The organism is Streptomyces uncialis (assembly GCF_001905345.1).
GTDB lineage: Bacteria > Actinomycetota > Actinomycetes > Streptomycetales > Streptomycetaceae > Streptomyces > Streptomyces uncialis.
Map to the genome: position 1 here is coordinate 260,521 of NZ_LFBV01000003.1, position 20,827 is coordinate 281,347.

At 73.2% G+C, this 20,827-nt stretch carries 3 protein-coding genes; 1 reads left to right on the forward strand and 2 read right to left on the reverse strand.

Going from position 1 to position 20,827, the window contains the following annotated elements; translation table 11 throughout:
* Positions 1-74: 74 nt before the first annotated feature.
* A complete protein-coding gene (locus AB852_RS15240; protein WP_073788346.1) occupies positions 75-1,691 on the reverse strand; it encodes an aspartate aminotransferase family protein in 1,617 nt (538 codons plus the stop codon).
* A 144-nt stretch (positions 1,692-1,835) separates the two neighbouring features.
* Positions 1,836-2,237: a YybH family protein gene (locus AB852_RS15245; RefSeq protein WP_073788348.1), complete on the reverse strand. Its 402-nt coding sequence runs from the start codon at positions 2,235-2,237 to the stop codon at positions 1,836-1,838.
* A gap of 236 nt (positions 2,238-2,473) precedes the next feature.
* On the opposite strand from AB852_RS15245, the gene AB852_RS15250 reads away from it, so the two are divergent.
* Entirely contained in the window at positions 2,474-20,803 is an 18,330-nt protein-coding gene (locus AB852_RS15250) for a type I polyketide synthase (RefSeq protein ID WP_073788350.1), read from the forward strand.
* The last annotated feature ends 24 nt before the right edge of the window (positions 20,804-20,827 follow it).

Below are 20,827 nucleotides of genomic sequence, written 5' to 3' on the forward strand. Positions count from 1 at the left end.
CCTGGCCGTCGCCCTCCCCCGGCGGGAGGCAGCTGTGGGGGCGCGATGTCTCCCCCTGGGCGCCCGGCGGGACCTCAACCGCCGGTGAACGCCCGCCCGTCCTGGTCCCGGAGGATCTGGCAGAGCGTCCGCAGCGCTTCACCGAGCCTGCTGACCTCGGCCTCGGTCAGAAGCACCGACGGTTCGAAGCGCAGGGTGTGCACGGCGCTCGCGGTGGGGAAGGTCCGGATGCGGTGCGCGGTGAGCAGATACCCGGAGACGGCGTACCCGAAGACGCCCGCGCGGGCCGCCGCACGGATCTGCGGCGCTTGCGCCCCGGACTGGTCGTGGAACTCCAGTCCGAGCATCAAGCCGGCGCCCCGGACGTCCTTCACCACCCCCGGGAACTCCCCCCGCAGCGCGGTGAACATCGCGGTCAGCCGCTCGCCCCACTCCCGCGCCAGCCGGTAGGCCCGCCCTTCGTCGGCCTCCAGCAGTTCGAGGACCCGCAGCGCGATGGTGGAGGAGAAGGTGTCCTTCGCGAAGGTCGAGGTGTGCACCAGCTCGAACTCCGGGCGGTAGCGCCTGCCGCGGACCAGGGTCACCGCCGTCTTGGCGATCCCTCCGCCGAGGCTCTTCGCCAGGGTGTAGTAGTCCGCCCGCAGACCGATACGGGAGCTGGCGAAGAAGGCGCCGGTACGGCCCATACCGCTCTGGATCTCGTCGACGACGACGGGACACCCCGCGGCGGAGCACGCGCGCTCGATCTCCCGGGCGGCCTCGGGCGTCATCTCCCGGATACCGCCCTCGCCCTGGATCACCTCGCAGAAGAACGCGCCGAAGACCGGGAAGGACCGCTCGACCACCGCGATCCCGCCCCCGTCGACCACGACGTCGAGGACGGTGCCCCGCTCCCGTTCGAAGAGCTCGCGCAGGGCCTCGGGCCGGTCGACGTCGATGAACCGGGCCGGTGGGGCAAGCGCCGCGAACGGCTCCCGGTACGCCGCGTTGTACGTCAGCTGGACGCTGCCGACCAGTTTGCCGTGGAAGGACCCCTTCAGGGCCAGGAAGAGCGGCGGCCTCGCGGTACGCCGGGCGTTCTCCGCGCGGACGGCGGCGGCCAGCCGCTCGAATCCCGCGGCACCCGCCGCACGGTCCTGCGCGACGACGCCCAGGGCGTCGAACGCCGGGGCCGTCACCTCGGCGAGGCCGTCCCGGACCGCGGTACGGGCCTCGTCCAGATGCCGCGCGATCTCCTCGGTCACCGCCCGCAGGGCGAGGACCCGGTCGAACTCGGCGTGCTTGAGCGCCACCTCGATCGATTCGGCGCCGCTGTTGGAGAACACGGAGAAGTAGGGCTCGCTCGCCCCGAACTCACGCTGCGCGATGGCGCTCAGCGTCTTCGCGACCTCGCTCGCGGCAGGCTGGAGCGAGCCCTGTGCCAGGACGGGGCTGCCGGAGTCCAGGAAGTCCCGGGCGGCCCGCACGATATCGGGATGATTGTGGCCGAGGATGAGTGATCCATAGCCGCCCGCGAAGTCGATGACGGGAATCTCTTCGCCCGCCCCGTCGAGGAAGTGGAGGGTATTTCCCCCGCCGCGCACATATTCGACACCGAAACCGAGGGAACCCAGCCATTGGAGCATCATCGGGTCGGCGAGTTCGGTCTCCGGTTCGGATTCGGGGAATGCTGAGGTCCGGTCTGAGGCCATGGCCCGACCATAGCCGCGGAATCCCCGCCACGGTCCAGCCCGCGGTCATGGCCCGGTAACCTCCGCCGCTCCCCCGCCGTGGGCACCGGGTGGATTCCCCGTGAACGGCCGACAGCTCCCGGCGGCGGCCGATCGCGGATCTCCTCAGGCGGCCGGCGGCGCCCCGCCGAAGGGGTTGTCGACGGCGAAGCGCCATGCGCCGTCCGCTCCCCGGCGGAGCACGTCGACGCCGGTGCCGTTCATACGCTCCACACCGTCGGGGGCGGGGATGTCGATGGACCAGTCGACGATCAGCAGCGCCGTGTCACCGGCGACGAACGACTCGCGCAGTTCGGCGGTCATCCGGGGTTTCCACGCGAGGAATTCCCGTAGCGCGTCGGCACGGGCCTGCCCGGAAAGCGGGTTGCCGGGCTCCCACACGGCGATCGCGTCGCTGGTGTAGATACGGTCGAGTGCGTCGAGGTCGCCCGCGTTGAAGGCGTCGAGGAAAAGCCTCGCGTGCTCCTGTGGACTTTCGGCGTGAAGGAAGGGCCGCTGGTCGGACATGGCGAGAATTCTCCCACTCTCATCGGCTCGGGGCTCCGGACGGCCGGGCACGCTCGAAGGTATCCGACCGCCGTCCGTAACGGCTCATCTCCCGTCAACGAAAAGATCAATGGACTTCCGAACTGTTCCGATTACCGCCCCCTTACCGGTATTCGAGTCGGCCGGAGTACAAATGGTTCCGCACTCCCGGATATCTAGCGGCCGCCGCCGGTGGTCATGAGGGGAATCGCTCGGCCATGAAGAAGATCGCCGTCATTGGGCTGTCCTGCCGACTTCCCGGGGCCGGCGACCCCGGGGCCTTCTGGGACATGCTGAGCACCGGTGGAAGCGGCGTCTCGGACGGGCCGGACGGCCGACGGCGCGGATCGCTCGCCGCCACCGACGAGTTCGATCCCGGCTTCTTCGGCATATCGCCGCGCGAGGCGGCGGCCATGGACCCGCAGCAGCGGCTCGTCCTCGAACTCGCCTGGGAGGCCTGCGAGGACGCCGGTACCGCCCCCGCCGCGCTGCGCGGCAGCGGTACCGCGGTGTTCGTCGGCGCCTCGCGCGACGACTACGCGAGCCTGCTCTACCAGCACGGCACCGACGCCATCACCCACCACACCATGACCGGCCTCAACCGCGGTGTCATCGCCAACCGGGTCTCGTACCACTTCGATCTGCGCGGCCCGAGCCTCACCGTCGACACCGCGCAGTCCTCCTCCCTCGTCGCGTTCCATCTCGCCTGCGAGAGCCTGCGGTCCGGTGAGACGGACACCGCGATCGCCGCCGGGGTGAGCGTGAGCGTCCTGGCCGAGCACTCCGTCACCGAGGAACGATTCGGCGGGCTCTCACCGGACGGCGAGTGCTACGCGTTCGACGCCCGCGCCAACGGCTTCGTGCCCGGCGAGGGCGGCGTCGCCGTGCTCCTCAAGCCGCTGGAGCGGGCACTGGCCGACGGGGACCGCGTCTACGGTGTCGTCCACGGCAGCGCGGTCAACAGCGATGGCACCACCCCGGGGCTGACCGTGCCCAGCCGGACCGCCCAGGAGAGCGTGATCAGCGAGGCGTACCGGCGCGCCGGGCTCGATCCGCGCGATGTGCAGTACGTCGAGGCGCACGGTACGGGTACCCCGGTCGGTGACCCCGTCGAGGCGGCGGCGCTCGGCGCGGTACTCGGCGCCGGACGGCCGGACGGCGAGCCGCTGCGGATCGGCTCGGCCAAGACCAACGTCGGTCATCTGGGGGGCGCTTCGGGTCTCGTCGGGCTGCTGAAGGCACTGCTCAGCCTCCACCACCGGGAGCTGCCGCCCAGCCGCAACTTCGAGACGCCCCACCCCGCCATCCCGTTCGGTGAACTCGGCCTGGCCGTACAGCGCGCCAGGACGCCGTGGCCGCGTCCGGACCGGCTCCTCACGGCCGGGGTCAGCTCCTTCGGTATGGGGGGCACCAACTGCCATGTGGCGCTGGGCGCGGGTACACCGCCCGCGGCCCGTGCCGGGGACGCCGTACCGCCGCCCGTACTGCCCTGGGTGCTGTCCGGGCACGGCGACGGTGCTCTGCGGGCCCAGGCGGAGCGGCTGGGCCACGCCGTGCGTACGGGTCCGGGCGGCCCGGACCCGGTGGACATCGGCTGGTCGCTGGCCACCGGCCGGGAGACCTTCGAGCATCGCGCGGTCGTCCTCACCGAGACGGGGGAGGACAGCGCCGCCGTCCGGGACCGGCTGCTGCGCGGAGTCGGCGCGCTGGCCTCCGGTACGCCGTCGCCCGAGGTGGTCCGCGGGGTCGCCCGGCCCGGTCGGCTCGCTGTCGTGTTCAGTGGCCAGGGCAGCCAGCGCACGGCCATGGGGCGGGAGCTGTACGCGGCGTATCCGGTGTACGCGGAGACCTTCGACCAGGTCGTCGCGCACCTCGATCCGCTGCTGGGGCGCTCCCTCGGTGAGGTCGTCGACTCCGGCGCCGGGCTCGACGACACGCGTTTCGCCCAGCCCGCGCTGTTCGCGGTGGAGGTCGCGCTGTACCGCCTGGTGGAGTCCTGGGGCGTCCGGCCCGCACTGCTCACCGGACACTCCGTCGGCGAGATCACCGCCGCCCATGTCGCGGGGGTGCTCACCCTCCCGGACGCCGCGGCGCTCGTCGCGGCGCGGGCCCGGTTGATGGGCGCGCTGCCCACGGGCGGCGTCATGATCGCGGTGGCGGCGGCCGAGGATCAGGTGCTGCCCCTGCTGGTCGAGTACGCGGACCGGGTCGCGGTCGCCGCCGTCAACGGCCCCGAGGCCGTCGTCCTGTCCGGTGAGCGGGCGGCCACGGAGACCGTCGCCGCCGGGCTCGCCTCGGCGGGCGTACGGACGCGCCGGCTGCGGGTCTCCCATGCCTTCCACTCCCCGCTGATGGAGCCGATGCTCGACGGTTTCCGGGCCGCCGTGGAAACCCTGCGCTTCCACCCGGCGGCCATGGACCTCGTCTCCACGGTCACCGGCCTGCCGGTACGCGACGGCGAGATGTCCTCCCCCTGCTACTGGGTCGAACAGGTGCGGCGACCCGTGCGTTTCCTGGACGCCGTACGGGCGCTGGAGGAGGCGGGTGTCACCACCTGTCTCGAACTGGGCCCCGACGGAGTGTGCTCGCCGATGGCCGCCGCCTCGGTACGCGACCCCGGGGCGCTCCTCCCGGTCGCCGCCCTGCGCGCGGACCGCCCCGAGGCCCTCACCCTGACGACCGCCCTCGCCACGGTGTTCACACGCGGCGCGGCGGTGGACTGGGCCGCCGCGTACGCCGGTACGGACGCCCGCCGCACGCCTCTTCCCACCTACGCCTTCCAGCGCGAACGGCACTGGTTCGACTCCGCGCGCCGGGTGACTCCCGCGCCGGGTGCGACGCCTGAGGTGTCTCAGGCGCTTGAGGTATCTGGCACCCTTGAGGTATCTGGCGCCCTTGCGGTACCCGCCGTGCCGGAGGTAGCCGCCGTACCTGAGGTATCTCAGGGGCTTGAGCCGCTTGAGGCGGACCCGGTTCCCGGCCGGGGCGCTCGGGCGGTCACCGATCTGGTGAGCGCCCATATCGCGGCGGTCCTCGGCCACGCCGACCAGCGGCGCGTCGAGCACCACCGCACCTTCGGGGAGCTGGGGTTCGACTCGCTGACCGCGGTGGAGCTGCGTTCGGCGCTGTCGGACGCCACGGGACTGCGGCTGCCGACCGGACTGCTCTACGACCGTCCCACGCCCGCCGAGTTGATCGCCCATCTCGCCGAGCGGCTCGCCGGACAGACCGCCGGGGAGCGCACCGACCCGCCGCCGGTCGGAGCGCCGTACCCGGCGGAGGACGGCTCGGCGTACCCGGCGGGGGACGGCTCGGCGCGGCGGACCGCCACATCGGCCGATGACGACGACGCGGTCGCCGTCATCGGCATGGCCTGCCGCTACCCGGGCGGGGCCGTCTCCCCCGAAGAGCTGTGGCGGCTGGTCGCCGACGGTGTGGACGCCGTCTCGGACTTCCCCGCCGACCGGGGCTGGGCGGAGGACCTGCACGTCCCCGGTGACGGCCGGCCCGGACGCAGCGTCGTGGGCAGCGGCGGATTCCTGCACGACGCGGGGGCGTTCGACGCGGCGTTCTTCGGTATCTCGCCCCGCGAGGCCCTCGCCATGGACCCGCAGCAGCGGCTGCTCCTCGAAACCGCCTGGGAGGCGGTGGAACGGGCGGGCATCGACCCCCGCGCCCTGAGCGGCACCCGCACCTCGGTCTTCGTCGGGGCCACCGCGCTCGACTACGGCCCCCGGATGCACGAGACGGACGGCGGGGCCGAGGGGCATGTGCTCACCGGCACCACGTCGAGCGTCGCGTCCGGCCGTCTCGCCTACCAGCTCGGTCTGCTCGGCCCCGCCGTCACCGTTGACACGGCCTGTTCGTCGTCGCTGGTGGCGCTGCATCTGGCGGTGCGCTCACTGCGTTCCGGGGAGTCCACGATGGCGCTCGCGGGCGGCGCGGCCGTCATGTCGACGCCCGGTATGTTCCTGGAGTTCTCCCGGCAGGGCGGGCTCGCCGCCGATGGCCGCAGCAAGTCGTTCTCCGCGGACGCCGACGGCACCTCGTGGGCGGAAGGGGCGGGTCTCCTCCTCGTCCAACGGCTCTCCGACGCGCGACGCGACGGCCACCGGGTGCTCGCCGTGATCCGGGGCAGCGCGGTGAACCAGGACGGCGCGTCCAACGGACTCACCGCCCCCAACGGCCCCGCCCAGGAACGGGTCATCCGCCAGGCGCTGGCCGACGCCCGTCTCGCACCCGCCGACATCGACGCCGTCGAGGCCCACGGCACCGGCACCCGACTCGGCGACCCCATCGAAGCGGATGCTCTGCTCGCCACCTACGGGAGCGACAGGGCCGACCGCGAACCCGTCTACATCGGCTCCCTCAAGTCGAACATCGGCCACGCGCAGGCAGCCGCAGGCGTCGGCGGCGTCATCAAAATGGTCCAAGCCCTGCGCACCGGAGTACTCCCCCGCACCCTCCACATCACCACCCCCACACCCCACGTCGACTGGACCACCGGCACAGCGGAACTACTCGCCGAGCAGCGAGCATGGCCCCACACCGGCCGGCCCCGACGCGCCGCCGTCTCCTCCTTCGGCATCAGCGGCACCAACGCCCACCTCATCATCGAACAGGCCCCGCCCGAGACCCCGGTCCCCGTCGCGGCGAGCGCCGCGCCCGCCCTCGTGCCCTGGGTGGTCTCCGGCCGCACGGACGCGGCGCTGCGCGCCCAGGCCGTCCGGCTGCGCGAGCGGCTGCTGCGTGACCCGGGACCGAGCCCGGCCGACATCGGGCACTCCCTGGCCACCACCCGTACCGCCTTCGAGAAACGCGCCGTCGTCACCGGGGTCGAGGCCGTGGACCTGCTCTCCGGGCTGGACGCCCTGATCGGCGGCGAGGACTCCCCCCGACTCGTCCACGGCACCGCCGCCGACCGCACCGCCACCGCGTTCCTCTTCACCGGGCAGGGCTCCCAGCGACCGGGCATGGGCAAGGAGCTGTACGAGACGTACCCCGTCTACGCGGCCGCCTTCGACGCCGTGTGCGCCGCGCTCGGCCCCCATCTCGACCGTCCGCTGCGCACGGTGCTGGACACGGCCGGGGCCGACGCCGCGATCCATACGACCGAGTACGCGCAGCCCGCGCTCTTCGCCTTCGAGGTCGCGCTCGCGCGGCTCCTGGAACACCACGGGCTCGCACCGGACTTCGTCGCCGGTCACTCCGTCGGCGAACTGGCCGCGGCGCATATCGCGGACGTGTGGTCGCTGGCCGACGCGGCGCGTCTGGTCGCCGCCCGGGGCAGGCTGATGCAGGCGTCACCTCCCGGTGGCGTCATGATCGCCGTCGAGGCGACGGAGCCGGAGACACGTGCGGCGCTGGCGGGCCTCGAACGGACGGTCACGGTCGCCGCCGTCAACGCCCCCGACGCCGTGGTGATCTCCGGCGACGCCGAGGACACCACGGCCGTCGCCGCGGTCCTCGCGGCACGCGGACGCCGTACCCGGGTGCTGCGCGTGAGTCACGCCTTCCACTCACCGCACATGGACGGGGCGCTGGACGAGTTCCGTTCGGTGGTCGGGAGCCTCAGCCCCCGGCCGCCCCGGACCGCGTTCGTCTCCACCCTCACCGGCGAGCAGGCCGACGCCGACTCCCTGGCGTCCCCCGACTACTGGGTACGCCAGGTCCGCGAGCCCGTCCGCTTCCTGGACGCCGTACGGACCCTGGAGGCCCGGGGTGCCGGCATCCTGCTGGAGGTCGGGCCCGACACCGCGCTCGCCGCCCTGGCGGAGCGGTCGCTGGGCGAGGCCGGCGGAGTGACGGTCATCCCGCTCCAGCGGGCGGGCCGCCCGGAGGCCGAGGCCTTCGTCACCGCACTCGGGCGCTGCCATGTGGCGGGCGCCGTCACGGACATGGCCCCCTTCTTCCCCGGCGCTCGCCGGGTCGACCTGCCGACCTATGCCTTCCAGCGCCAGCGGTACTGGCTGCTCCCCGAACCGCGCGGCGACGCCCGGAGTCTCGGTCTCGATACGTCGCGGCATCCGCTGATCTCCACGGCCATGGAACTCGCGGACCGCGACGAGACCGTGCTGACCAGCCGTCTCTCCCTCGACAGTCACCCCTGGCTGGCCGATCACACGATCGCCGGTTCGGTCCTCGTACCCGCCACGGCCTTCCTCGAACTGGCCGTGGCCGCGGGTGACCGCAGCGGTGCCGGACGGGTCACGGAACTCACCCTGGAGACCCCGCTCCCGCTGACCGGTTCCCAGGCGGTACGGGTCCAGATCGTGGTGGCCGCGCGGGACGGCCGGGGCGACCGGCCCTTCACCGTGCACGCCGCCCCCGACACGGGCGAGGAGGACCGGCGGACCTGGACCCGGCACGCCTCCGGTCTGCTCGGCGGCGCACCGGCGGTCGTCCCCGAGCCGCCCGGGACCGCGGAATGGCCGCCACCGGGCGCGGTCGCCGTCTCACTCGACGACGTCTATCCGCGCCTCGACGCCCTGGGCCATTCCTACGGACCCGCGTTCCAGGGCCTGCGCGCCCTGTGGCGGTGCGGCGACGATCTCTGCGCGGAAGTGCGGCTGCCCGGGGAGCCGGACGCGGCCTCCGGCGGGTACGCCGTCCACCCCGCGTTGTTGGACGCCGTGCTCCACCCCCTCGTACTGGCCGCCGCAGGTCCGGGCGCGACCGGTACCGTCGCGCTGCCCTTCGCCTGGAGCGGCGTCACCGTCCACGCCACGGGTGCCACCGAACTGCGCGCCCGGCTCTCACCGGCCGCACCCGGCGCGTACCGGCTCACGCTCCTGGACGGCGGCGGCCTGCCGGTGGCCACGGTCGAATCGCTGGTCCTGCGGCCGCTGGCCAGGGACGCCCTGCGCGGCCCGGCCGGTACGGCGGCCGACGCGCTGTTCGGCGTGGAGTGGCGGCGGATCGACGGCCCCGGCACGGACACGGCGCGCTGGACCGGGATCGCGGACACCGGCGAGCTGCCCGATCCGGGGCACGGCGATGTGGTGGTCCGGTTCGGCGGGGGGACGGCCGCCGAGGCCTCGGCCGCGCCCTCCCGGGCGCTGGCCTTGCTCCAGGGGTTCTTGGCGGATGAGCGGTTCGAGGGGTCCCGGCTGGTGTTCGTGACCACAGGGGCCGTCGCCGTCCGGCCCGGCGAGGACGTACCGGGGCTCGCGGAATCGGCGGTCTGGGGACTGGTCCGCGCCGCACAGACGGAACACCCGGACCGGTTCGCCCTCGTGGACCTGGACGTGGGCATCACTGAGTTGCCCGGACCGGGGAACGGCGGTCCGCTGGGCACGGCCATCGCGTCGGGCGCGCCGCAACTGGCAGTGCGGGAGGGCGAGTTGCTTGCCCCACAACTGGCGCGGGCCACCTTGGGCGAACCCACGCCCCCCACGTTCGACCCGGCGGGCACCGTACTCATCACCGGCGGCACCGGAGCACTCGCCAGCGCCCTGGCACAGCACCTCGTCACCGCTCACGGCGTACGCCGACTCCTTTTGCTGAGCCGACGGGGCGCCACCGCCCCCGGCGCCACCGAACTGCGCACCGCACTCGAAGCAGCCGGAGCCGAAGTCACCTTCACCGCCTGCGACATCACCGACCGCGACGCACTCACCACCGCACTCGCACACGTGCCCGCCCAACACCCCCTCACCGCCGTCATCCACACCGCGGGCATCCTCGACGACCACACCATCGCCACCATGAACCCCGGACGACTGGCCCGGGTCATGAGCCCCAAGGCGGACGCGGCCTGGCATCTGCACGAACTGACGGCAGGCCTGGACCTCGCCGCCTTCGTCCTCTTCTCCTCCGTCTCCGGCCTCGTCGGCACAGCCGGGCAGGCCAACTACGCCGCCGCCAACACCTTTCTCGACGCCCTCGCCGCACACCGCCGGGCGCGCGGGCTGCCCGCGCTCTCGCTCGCCTGGGGTCTTTGGGACGACGAGCGGGGGATGGGCGGTTCGCTCGACGCCGCGGGCCTCGCCCGGTGGGCGCGTGCGGGCTTCCAGCCGTTGCCCGGCGAACTCGCCCTGGAGCTGTTCGACGCCTCGCTCGCGGGAGACCACGCACTCACCGTGCCCGCGCTGCTCGATCCGGCGGCCATCGACGGCACGGCCGGTCCGATGCTCCGCGGACCGGCCCGGAGCCGGGTCGAGCGCCGGACCGCGTCCCGGTCGGCCGGGGAGGCGGACGGGACGGACTCCGGCTGGGCGCGGCGGGTGGCGCAACTGCCGGAGCACGAACGGCTCGCCGCGGCGGCGGACGAGATCCGGGCCCTGGCGGCCTCGGTGCTCGGGCATCCCGACGTCGGCGGCATCGATGCCTCCCGGGCCTTCCACGAGATCGGGGTGGACTCCCTCGCGGGCGTCGAACTCCGCAACCGGGTGAGCGCCCTCACCGGGCTGAGGCTCTCCCCCACCACCGTCTTCGACCATCCCTCGCCGGTCGCGCTGGCACGGCATGTGCTGGAGCGGGTGTCGGGTGAGGTGGCGAAGCGTGACGTCACAGGCCCTGTCACCGTGGCCGACGACGACCCGATCGTGATCATCGGAATGGGCTGCCACTACCCCGGCGGCATCACCTCACCCGACGACCTCTGGAACCTCGTCACCCAAGGACACGAAGGCATCACCACCTTCCCCACCAACCGAGGCTGGAACCTCGACACCCTCCACCACCCCGACCCCGACCACCCCACCACCACCTACACCCGACACGGCGGATTCCTCCACGACGCCGACCTCTTCGACCCCCACCACTTCGCCATGTCACCCCGCGAAGCCACCGCCACCGACCCCCAACAACGACTCCTCCTCCAAACCACCTGGGAAACCCTCGAAAACGCCGGAATCAACCCCACCCACCTCCAACACACCCGCACCGGCGTCTACACCGGCCTCATGTACCACGACTACGCGACTCGTCTGCCGAGGCGTCCGGCCGAGTTCGAGGGCTTTCTGCTGGCGGGGAACCTCTCCAGCGTGGCGTCCGGGCGGCTGGCCTACGCGTACGGGCTGGAGGGTCCGGCGGTGACGCTCGACACCGCGTGCTCCTCCTCGCTGGTGGCGATGCACCTCGCCGCCAACGCCCTGCGCCAGGGCGAATGCGATCTCGCCCTCGCGGGCGGCGTCACCGTGATGAGCAGTCCCGACACCTTTGTGGAGTTCTCGCGTCAGCGCGGGTTGTCGGTGGACGGCCGATGCCGCTCCTTCGCAGCCGACGCCGACGGCACCGGCTGGTCGGAGGGCATCGGGCTCGTCCTCCTCGCACGCCTCTCCGACGCACGCCGTGACGGACACCGGGTACTCGCCGTGATCCGGGGCAGCGCGGTCAACCAGGACGGCGCGTCCAACGGCCTCACCGCCCCCAACGGCCCCGCCCAGGAACGCGTCATCCGCCAGGCCCTGGCCAACGCCAACCTCACCCCCGCCGACATCGACGCCGTCGAAGCCCACGGCACCGGCACCCGACTCGGCGACCCCATCGAAGCCCAAGCACTCCTCGCCACCTACGGACAAGACCGCACGGGACACGAACCCCTCTACATCGGCTCCCTCAAATCCAACATCGGCCACACCCAAGCCGCCGCAGGCGTCGGCGGCGTCATCAAAATGGTCCAAGCACTCCACGCCGGACAACTCCCCCGCACCCTCCACATCACCACCCCCACCCCCCACGTCGACTGGACCACCGGCACCGCCCAACTACTCCACGAACAACGCCCCTGGCCCCACACCGGCCGACCCCGACGAGCCGCCATCTCCTCCTTCGGCATCAGCGGCACCAACGCCCACCTCATCATCGAAGAACCCCCACCCGGACCCGTGATCACCGCACCGGCGCCCGTCGCCGCCCTCCCCTTCTTCCTCTCCGCCGACGACGAGACCGGAGTGCGTGCCCAGGCCGCCCGGCTGCACGCCCATCTCGTCAAGGAGCCGGAACCCTCGCTGGTGGACATCGGATGGTCGCTGGCGACCACCCGCGCCACGCTCAAGGAACGGGCCGCTGTCGTCGGCGCGGACCGGGACGGGCTGCTGGCCGGGCTGGACGCGCTCGCCCGGGGTGAGGACGACGAGCGGGTGGTACGCGACGGCAGCGCGACGGCCCGGGGCAGAACGGTGTTCCTCTTCCCCGGGCAGGGCAGTCAGCGGCCCGGGATGGGCCATGAGCTGTACCAGCGTGTACCGCTGTTCGCCAAGCACCTCGACACCATCTGCGCCGCCTTCGACGACGAACTCGAACACCCCCTGCGAGACGTGATGTTCGCGCCCGCCGACTCCGCCGCCGCGCTCCTCCTGGACCGGACCGACTTCACCCAAGCCGCGCTGTTCGCCCTCGAAGTGGCGTTGTTCCGACTGGTCGAGCACCACGGTCCGGCCCCCGATCTGCTGCTCGGCCACTCCCTCGGGGAGATCGCCGCCGCCCATGCCGCCGGGGTGTTCTCCCTCCAGGACGCGTGCGCTCTCGTCGCCGCGCGGGGCAGCCTCATGCGGGCCGCCCGTGACGACGGGGCGATGGCCGCCCTCCAGGTCTCGGAGGACGAGCTGCGACAGACGCTGGCGGGCTACGGCGAACCGGCCCCGGTCTCGATCGCCGCCGTCAACGGGCCACGGGCCACGGTCGTCTCCGGCGACGCGGAGACCGTCGGGGAGGTCGTACGGATATGGCGTTCCCGGGGTCGCCGGGCCAAGCGGCTGGCGGTCAGCCATGCCTTCCACTCCGCGCACATGGACGGGACCCTGGCGGAGTTCCGGTCCGTGGCCGAGCGCCTCACCTTCCATGAACCGCGTATCCCTGTCGTCTCCAACATCACCGGCGAACCCGCCGCCGGGGAACACACCTCACCCGCCTACTGGACCGAGCACATCCGCCGCCCCGTGCGCTTCCACGACGGGATGCGGTACGCGGAGTCGGCGGGCGTCACCGACCATCTGGAGCTGGGGTCCGGTGTCCTCACCGCGATGGCCGCAGGGTGTCTGACCCGTGAGGCCGGTGCGATGGTGCCCCTGCTGCGGCCCGGACGGCCCGAGCCCGTCGGTGTGACGGCGGCGCTGGCGCTGCTCCGGCTGCGCGGCGCGGCCCTCGACCCGGACACGGTGTTCCCCGGCGGGAGCCGGGTCGCGCTGCCCACCTACGCGTTCCGCCGCGACCGCTACTGGCTCACCGCCCCGGCCGCCGAACCGGCTGACGCCAGGGAGCTCGGCCTTGAGCCGGCGGAGCACCCTCTCCTCGGGGCCGCGCTGACCGTCGCCGGCCGGGACGTCCGGATCTTCACCGGTCGGATCTCGCTGGAGACGCACCCCTGGCTGGCCGGTCACTCGGTCCATGGAGCCGTGTTGTTCCCCGGATCGGGTCTGCTGGAGCTGGCTCTGCGGGCTGGTGCCGAGGTCGGGCTGCGCCGGGTCTCGGAACTGACGCTCACCGCCCCGCTGGTGCTCCCGGAGAGCGGCGGCGTACGCGTCCAGCTGGTGGTCGGTGAACCCGGCGAGGACGGTGGCCGGGCGATCGACGTCCATGCCCGGCCCGACGACGAGGTCCCCGGACGCGCGTGGACGGCTCACGCGAGCGGACGGCTGACAACCGCCGGACGGACGGCGTCCACCGCCGACAGCCAGGAGCCCTGGCCGCCCGAAGGCGCGGTCGAGGCGGATCTCGACGGCGTGTACGGGCGACTGGCGGAGGCGGGATTCGGGTACGGGGGCGAGTTCACCGGGCTGCGCCGGGTCTGGCGGGCCGGGGACACGGTCTACGCCGAGGTGGCCCTGGAGGAGCGGTTCCGGGCCGACGCCGACCGGTTCGTCGTTCATCCCGCGCTGCTGGACGCGGCGCTGCACCCCTTGCTGCCGGGGGTCGTCGACCCGCAGGCCCCGCCGAGGCTGCCGTTCGTCTGGAGCGGTGTCGAGGTGGACGCGGCGGGCCCGGCGGCACTGCGGGTGCGTCTGACGGCCACCGGTCCGCAGCGTGTCGCCGTGTCGCTGGCGGACATGACGGGTGCGCTCGTCGCGTCGGTGGATTCGCTGGAGCTGCGTCCGGTGAGCCGGGACACGGTTCGCGCCGCCGCCGATTCCGTACGGGACGGGCTGTTCACCGTCGTGTGGAAGCCGCTCGCCGCCGGGCCGTCGGAGAACGGCCAGGCACCGGACGGCCGTGCGCGGGCCGAGGCCGTCGGTGACGAACTGCCGCCGCCCGACGGCGGTGATGTGGTGGTGCGGATGACCGTCGCGGATGTGCCTGACGACACCCGGCGGGCCGTGTCGGTGACGACGGCCCGGGCGCTCCGGCTGGTGCAGGGGTTCTTGGCGGATGAGCGGTTCGAGGGGTCCCGGCTGGTGTTCGTGACCACCCGGGCCGTCGCCGTCCGGCCCGGCGAGGACGTACCGGGGCTCGCGGAGTCGGCTGTCTGGGGACTGGTCCGTACCGCGCAGACGGAACACCCGGGCCGGTTCGCCCTCGTGGACCTGGACCAGCCGGACGCCCCGGTCCCGAGCTCGCCGGAGCCCCAACTCGGCGTACGGAACGGCGAGCTGTTCGTTCCACGGCTGACGCGGGCCGCGCCCCCCGGCGAACCCACGCCCCCCGCGTTCGACCCGGCGGGCACCGTACTCATCACCGGCGGCACCGGAGCACTCGCCCGTGTCCTCACCCACCACCTCGTCACGACCCACGGCGTACGCCGACTCCTCCTGCTGAGCCGACGCGGCGCCAACGCCCCAGGCGCCACGGAACTGCGTACCGCACTCGAAGCAGCCGGAGCCGAAGTCACCTACACCGCCTGCGACATCACCGACCGCGACGCACTCACCACGGCACTCGCGGCCATCCCCGCCCAACACCCCCTCACCGCCGTCATCCACACCGCGGGCATCCTCGACGACCACACCATCGCCACCATGACCCCCGGACAACTGGAGAAGGTGCTCCGGACGAAGGTGGACGCGGCGTGGTATCTGCATGAGCTGACGGCCGGCCTGGACCTCGCCGCCTTCGTGCTGTATTCGTCCGTGGCCGGTCTGCTGGGCACGGCGGGTCAGGCCAACTACGCCGCCGGGAACGCCTTCCTGGACGCGCTGGCGACGGACCGTCACGCGCGGGGACTGGCGGGATCGTCGCTGGCCTGGGGACTGTGGGAGGAGACGGGCTCACTGGCGGGGCAGTTGTCGGCGGCGGATCGCCGGCGGCTGGCCCGGCTGGGGCTGGTGCCCGTCGCCTCCGCCGAGGCCATGGAGCTGTTCGACGCGACTGTCGCGAGCGGTGCCCCGGTCACCGCTCTGACCAGGCTGAGCACCGCGGCTCTGGGGGACATGGAGGGGTGGCCGCCGCTTCTGCGGGGGCTGGCGCCCACCGGGCCCGCTCGGGGAGCCGGGGTCCGGAGCGGTTCCCCGGCGAGCGGGTCCCCGCTGAAGGCGGGGCTGTCCCCGGCGGAGGCGCGGAGAGCGGTCGCCGAAGTGGTCCGCACCCATGCCGCGGGCGTGCTCGGACACGCTGACCCGTCCGCCCTGCCGGGGGAACGCGCCATCCAGGAAATGGGCTTCGACTCACTGACCTCACTGGAGCTCCGCAACCGGCTCGCGACGGCGACCGGGCTCCCGCTGCCGGTCACGCTCGTCTTCGACCATCCCTCGCTGGACGCGCTCACCGCCCATCTGGTGGAGCGGGTGTCGGGTGAGGTGGCGAAGCGTGACGTCACAGGCCCTGTCACCGTGGCCGACGACGACCCGATCGTCATCATCGGAATGGGCTGCCACTACCCCGGCGGCATCACCTCACCCGACGACCTCTGGAACCTCGTCACCCAAGGACACGAAGGCATCACCACCTTCCCCACCAACCGAGGCTGGAACCTCGACACCCTCCACCACCCCGACCCCGACCACCCCACCACCACCTACACCCGACACGGCGGATTCCTCCACGACGCCGACCTCTTCGACCCCCACCACTTCGCCATGTCACCCCGCGAAGCCACCGCCACCGACCCCCAACAACGACTCCTCCTCCAAACCACCTGGGAAACCCTCGAAAACGCCGGAATCAACCCCACCCACCTCCAACACACCCGCACCGGCGTCTACACCGGCCTCATGTACCACGACTACGGCTCGCAGCTCCGGACCATCCCAGCGGATCTGGAGGGCTATTTCGCGAGCGGGAACGCGGGCAGTGTCGCGTCCGGGCGCGTCGCGTACGCCTATGGGCTGGAGGGTCCGGCGGTGACGGTGGACACCGCGTGCTCCTCGTCGCTGGTGGCGATGCATCTCGCGGCCAACGCCCTGCGCCAGGGCGAATGCGACCTCGCCCTCGCGGGCGGCGTCACCGTGATGTCCACACCGCGCTCGTTCATCGAATTCTCGCGTCAGCGGGGGCTGTCGGTGGACGGCCGATGCCGCTCCTTCGCCGCCGACGCCGACGGCACCGGCTGGTCGGAGGGCGTGGGCCTGGTGGTGGTGGAACGGCTCTCCGACGCCCGGCGACTCGGCCACCAGGTCCTCGCGGTGGTACGCGGCAGCGCCGTCAACCAGGACGGCGCCTCCAACGGCCTCACCGCCCCCAACGGCCCAGCCCAGGAACGCGTCATCCGCCAGGCACTCCACAACGCCGGTCTGACACCCGCCGACATCGACGCCGTCGAAGCCCACGGCACCGGCACCCGACTCGGCGACCCCATCGAAGCCCAAGCACTCCTCGCCACCTACGGACAAGACCGCGCCGACCGCCAACCCCTCTACATCGGCTCACTCAAATCCAACATCGGCCACACCCAAGCCGCCGCAGGCGTCGGCGGCGTCATCAAAATGGTCCAAGCACTCCACGCCGGACAACTCCCCCGCACCCTCCACATCACCACCCCCACCCCCCACGTCGACTGGACCACCGGCACCGCCCAACTACTCGCCGAGCAGCGAGCATGGCCCGACACCGGCCGACCCCGACGCGCCGCCGTCTCCTCCTTCGGCATCAGCGGCACCAACGCCCACCTCATCATCGAAGAACCCCCACCCGAGGCGGAGGCCAAGCCCTCAGCCGCCCTGCCCGTACTGCCCTGGGTGGTCTCGGCGGGTTCGGCCGAGGGGCTGACCGCACAGGCGCGTCGGCTGCACGCGGCGGTGTCGGGGGCGGACGGCCCGGCTCCGTTGGACGTGGCGTACACCCTGGCCACCGGCCGGGCGGCGCTGGAGCACCGGGCGGTCGTCGTCGGCGCGGACCGGGCGGAACTGGTGGCCGGGCTGGGGCGACTCGCGGCCGGGGACTCCGCGCCCGGTGTGGTCCGGGGCGTGCGTACGAAAGGCGGAACGGCCTTCCTCTTCCCCGGGCAGGGCAGCCAGCGGAACGAGATGGGCCATGAGCTGTACCAGCGGGTACCACTGTTCGCCAAGCACCTCGACACCGTCTGCGCCGCCTTCGACGGCGAACTCGAACACCCCCTGCGAGACGTGATGTTCGCGCCCGCCGACTCCCCCACAGGCCCCCTCCTGGACCGGACGGCCCTGACCCAACCGGCGCTGTTCGCCTTCGAGGTCGCGCTGTCCCGGCTGATGGAATCGTGGGGTGTACGGCCCGACTTCGTGGCTGGTCACTCGGTGGGTGAGGTGACGGCGGCGCATGTCGCCGGGGTGTTCTCCCTCCAGGACGCGGCGGTCCTGGTGGCGGCCCGTGCCCGGCTGATGGAGGCGCTGCCTCCGGGCGGGGCGATGGTGGCGGTGGAGGCCACCGAGGACGAGGTGACGCAGTCCGTGGCGCGGTGGCCGGGCCGGGTCTCGGTCGCGGCGGTGAACGGGCCGCGCTCGGTCGTGGTGTCCGGCGACGAGGACGCCGTGCTGGCGGTGGCCGGCGGGCTGGCCGCGCTGGGCCGCCGGACCCGTCGGCTGACGGTCTCCCACGCGTTCCACTCGGCGCGCGTGGACGGGATGCTGGCGGAGTTCGGGGAGGTCTGCGAAGGCCTCACCTATCACGCCCCGCACACCCCGGTGATCTCCCATCTCACCGGTGGACCCGCCGACGCGCGCGACCTCATGAGCGCCGCCCACTGGGTCCGGCACGTCCGTGAGCCGGTCCGGTTCGGCGACGGGGTGCGCGCGCTCGGCCGGGCGGGCGTGGCCAACTACGTCGAGGTCGGCCCGGGAGGCGTACTCACCGCGCTCGCCGCACAGACGCTGGACGAGCCGGAGGACGGACAGCGACACGACGACGGGCGGGACGGAGTCGGCGTCGTTGGCGTCGCGCTGCCGCTGTTGCGACCGGGCCGGCCGGAGAGCGAAGCTCTGCTGACGGGTCTGGCGGAACTGCACACACGCGGTGTGCCGGTCGACTGGCCCGCGTTCTTCCGGGAGAGCGGCGCCCGCCGGACCGGGCTGCCCACGTACGCCTTCCAGCGTGAGCGCTACTGGATCACCGCCGACCCCGCTTCCGAAGCGCCCGGCGGGCCCGGTTCCGCCGATGCCCCGCAGCCGTACGCCGATGGGCTCCTCCAGATCGGATGGCGACCGGTCACCGACGCGACGCCCGGAGCGGCGGTCCGGTGGGCGGTCCTCGGGTCCGGGTTCGGCGCCCATGGTCTGGAGCACCACGACTCCTTCGCGGATCTCGCCGCCGCCGCCCGGTCCGGCACGCCGCCCGACGCCGTACTGACGCGCTGGGCACCGCCGGGGCCCGTCACCGAACCGTCGGAGGCTGCGTCCGCACCCTCGGAAGCCGTGACCGAACCGTCTGAGGCGGTGACCGGGCTGTCCGAGGCCGTGACCGGGCCATCAGGGACCGTGACCGTACCCGGCGCCGTCCACGAAGCGGCTCATCGCGCGCTCGCCCTGGTACGGGAGTGGCTGGCCGACGACCGGCTCGCTGCGGCCCGGCTCGTGGTGGTGACCAGCGGCGGCGCCCGGACGGGTCCCGGCGAGCCGGTGGACATGCCGACCGCGACCGCCCTCGGGCTGCTGCGGTCGGCCCAGACGGAGCACCCGGACCGTATCGTCCTCGTGGACCTGGAGAGCTCAGAGGGCACCGAGAGCGCCAGGAGCACCGACGGCACCGGCCCTGATGAACTGCCGATCGAGCTGTTCGCCAAGGCCCTCGCCTCGGGCGAACCCGCGATCGCGGTGCGTGGCGGACGGCTGCTGGCGCCCCGGCTGCGTCCGGCGGACGCCGTGGACGCGACGGGCGTACGCGTACCGGCACGGGCGCTCGACCCGAACGGCACCGTACTGATCACCGGGGGCACCGGCGCGCTGGGGAGCTTGTTCGCGCGTCACCTGACCGTGCGTCATGGGGTCCGCCGTCTGCTGCTCCTCGGCCGTCGGGGTGAGGCAGCCCCTGGTGCGCGGGAACTGGCTGCGGAGCTGGCGGAGTTGGGCGCCGAGACGATGTTCGCGGCCTGTGATGTCGCAGATCGCGCCGCGCTCGCCGGGGCGCTCGGCGCGATCCCGACGGAGCATCCGCTGACGGCAGTCGTCCACGCGGCGGGCCTCCGCGACGACGACGTGGTCGACGCATCCGGCGGCGACCGTCCCGACACCGGGCATCTCCATGCCGACCGTCTGGACGCCGTGCTGCGGCCCAAGGCCGACGGCGCCTGGCAGTTGCACGAGCTGACCCGGGACGCGGACCTGGCAGCGTTCGTCATGTTCTCCGACGCGGCCGGTGCGCTGGGCGCGCCCGGCCGCGCGGGCCAGGCGGCGGCGAACGCGTATCTCGACGCGCTGGCGGCCCATCGGTCCGGGTGCGGGCTGCCCGCGCTCGCCATCGCCTGGGGCGGCTGGGATCTCCCGGAACGCTCCGGCACCGGCCAAGGGCGTCCCGTCGGGCGGGGGTCCGGGCCGCGCGAGGGGTTCCGGCCGCTTCCGGCGATCGAGGGCACGGCGTTGTTCGACGCGGCGCTGGCCACCGGACACGCCACGCTGGTCGCCGCTCCTGTGGATCTGCCGGTGCTGCGTGCGCGGGGCACCGTACCGGCGCTGCTGCGCGACCTGGCCGGGGTCCCGAACGGCGAGGCGGTCCCGAACGGTTCGCTGGCGCTGCGACTGGCGGGAGCCGGTGACGACGAGCGGCGCCGGATCGTCCTGCGGCTGGTGCGGGACCGGGTCGCGGAAGTCCTCGGCGGGGGCGACCCCGGATCCGTACGGACCGGGCAGGCCTTCCATGAGATGGGGTTCGACTCGCTGACCTCGCTCGACCTGCGGAACCGGCTCAAGACGGAGACCGGACTGGCGCTGCCCGCGACCCTGGCCTTCGACCATCCCTCCCCGACGGCTCTCACCGAGTACCTGCTCACCGCCTTGGCCGGGGCAGGGCCGGTCGGGCCGAAGTCCGACCCGGTGCTGGTGGGGCTGGACGGGCTCGAAGCCGCGATCTCCGCCGCCGGGCCCGCGGCCGTCGAGCGGCCCGTGGTCGCCGGACGGCTGCGGGCGCTGCTCGCGCGGCTCGGCCCGGCAGCGGAGGCAGAGGCGGCGGAGGCGGACCAGGAGGCCGACGCGGGCTCCCGGCTCGCCGATGCGTCCGCCGAGGAGGTCTTCGCCCTCATCGACGGCGAGCTGGGCCGTGGCGCCGACTGAACGGCGTGGCTCCACGGCACCTCC

Bases quoted from the DNA above. Each gene is read 5' to 3' on its own strand.
- AB852_RS15240 (WP_073788346.1), bottom strand. From the start codon at position 1,691: ATGGCCTCAGACCGGACCTCAGCATTCCCCGAATCCGAACCGGAGACC.
- AB852_RS15250 (WP_073788350.1), top strand. From the start codon at position 2,474: ATGAAGAAGATCGCCGTCATTGGGCTGTCCTGCCGACTTCCCGGGGCC.
- AB852_RS15245 (WP_073788348.1), bottom strand. From the start codon at position 2,237: ATGTCCGACCAGCGGCCCTTCCTTCACGCCGAAAGTCCACAGGAGCAC.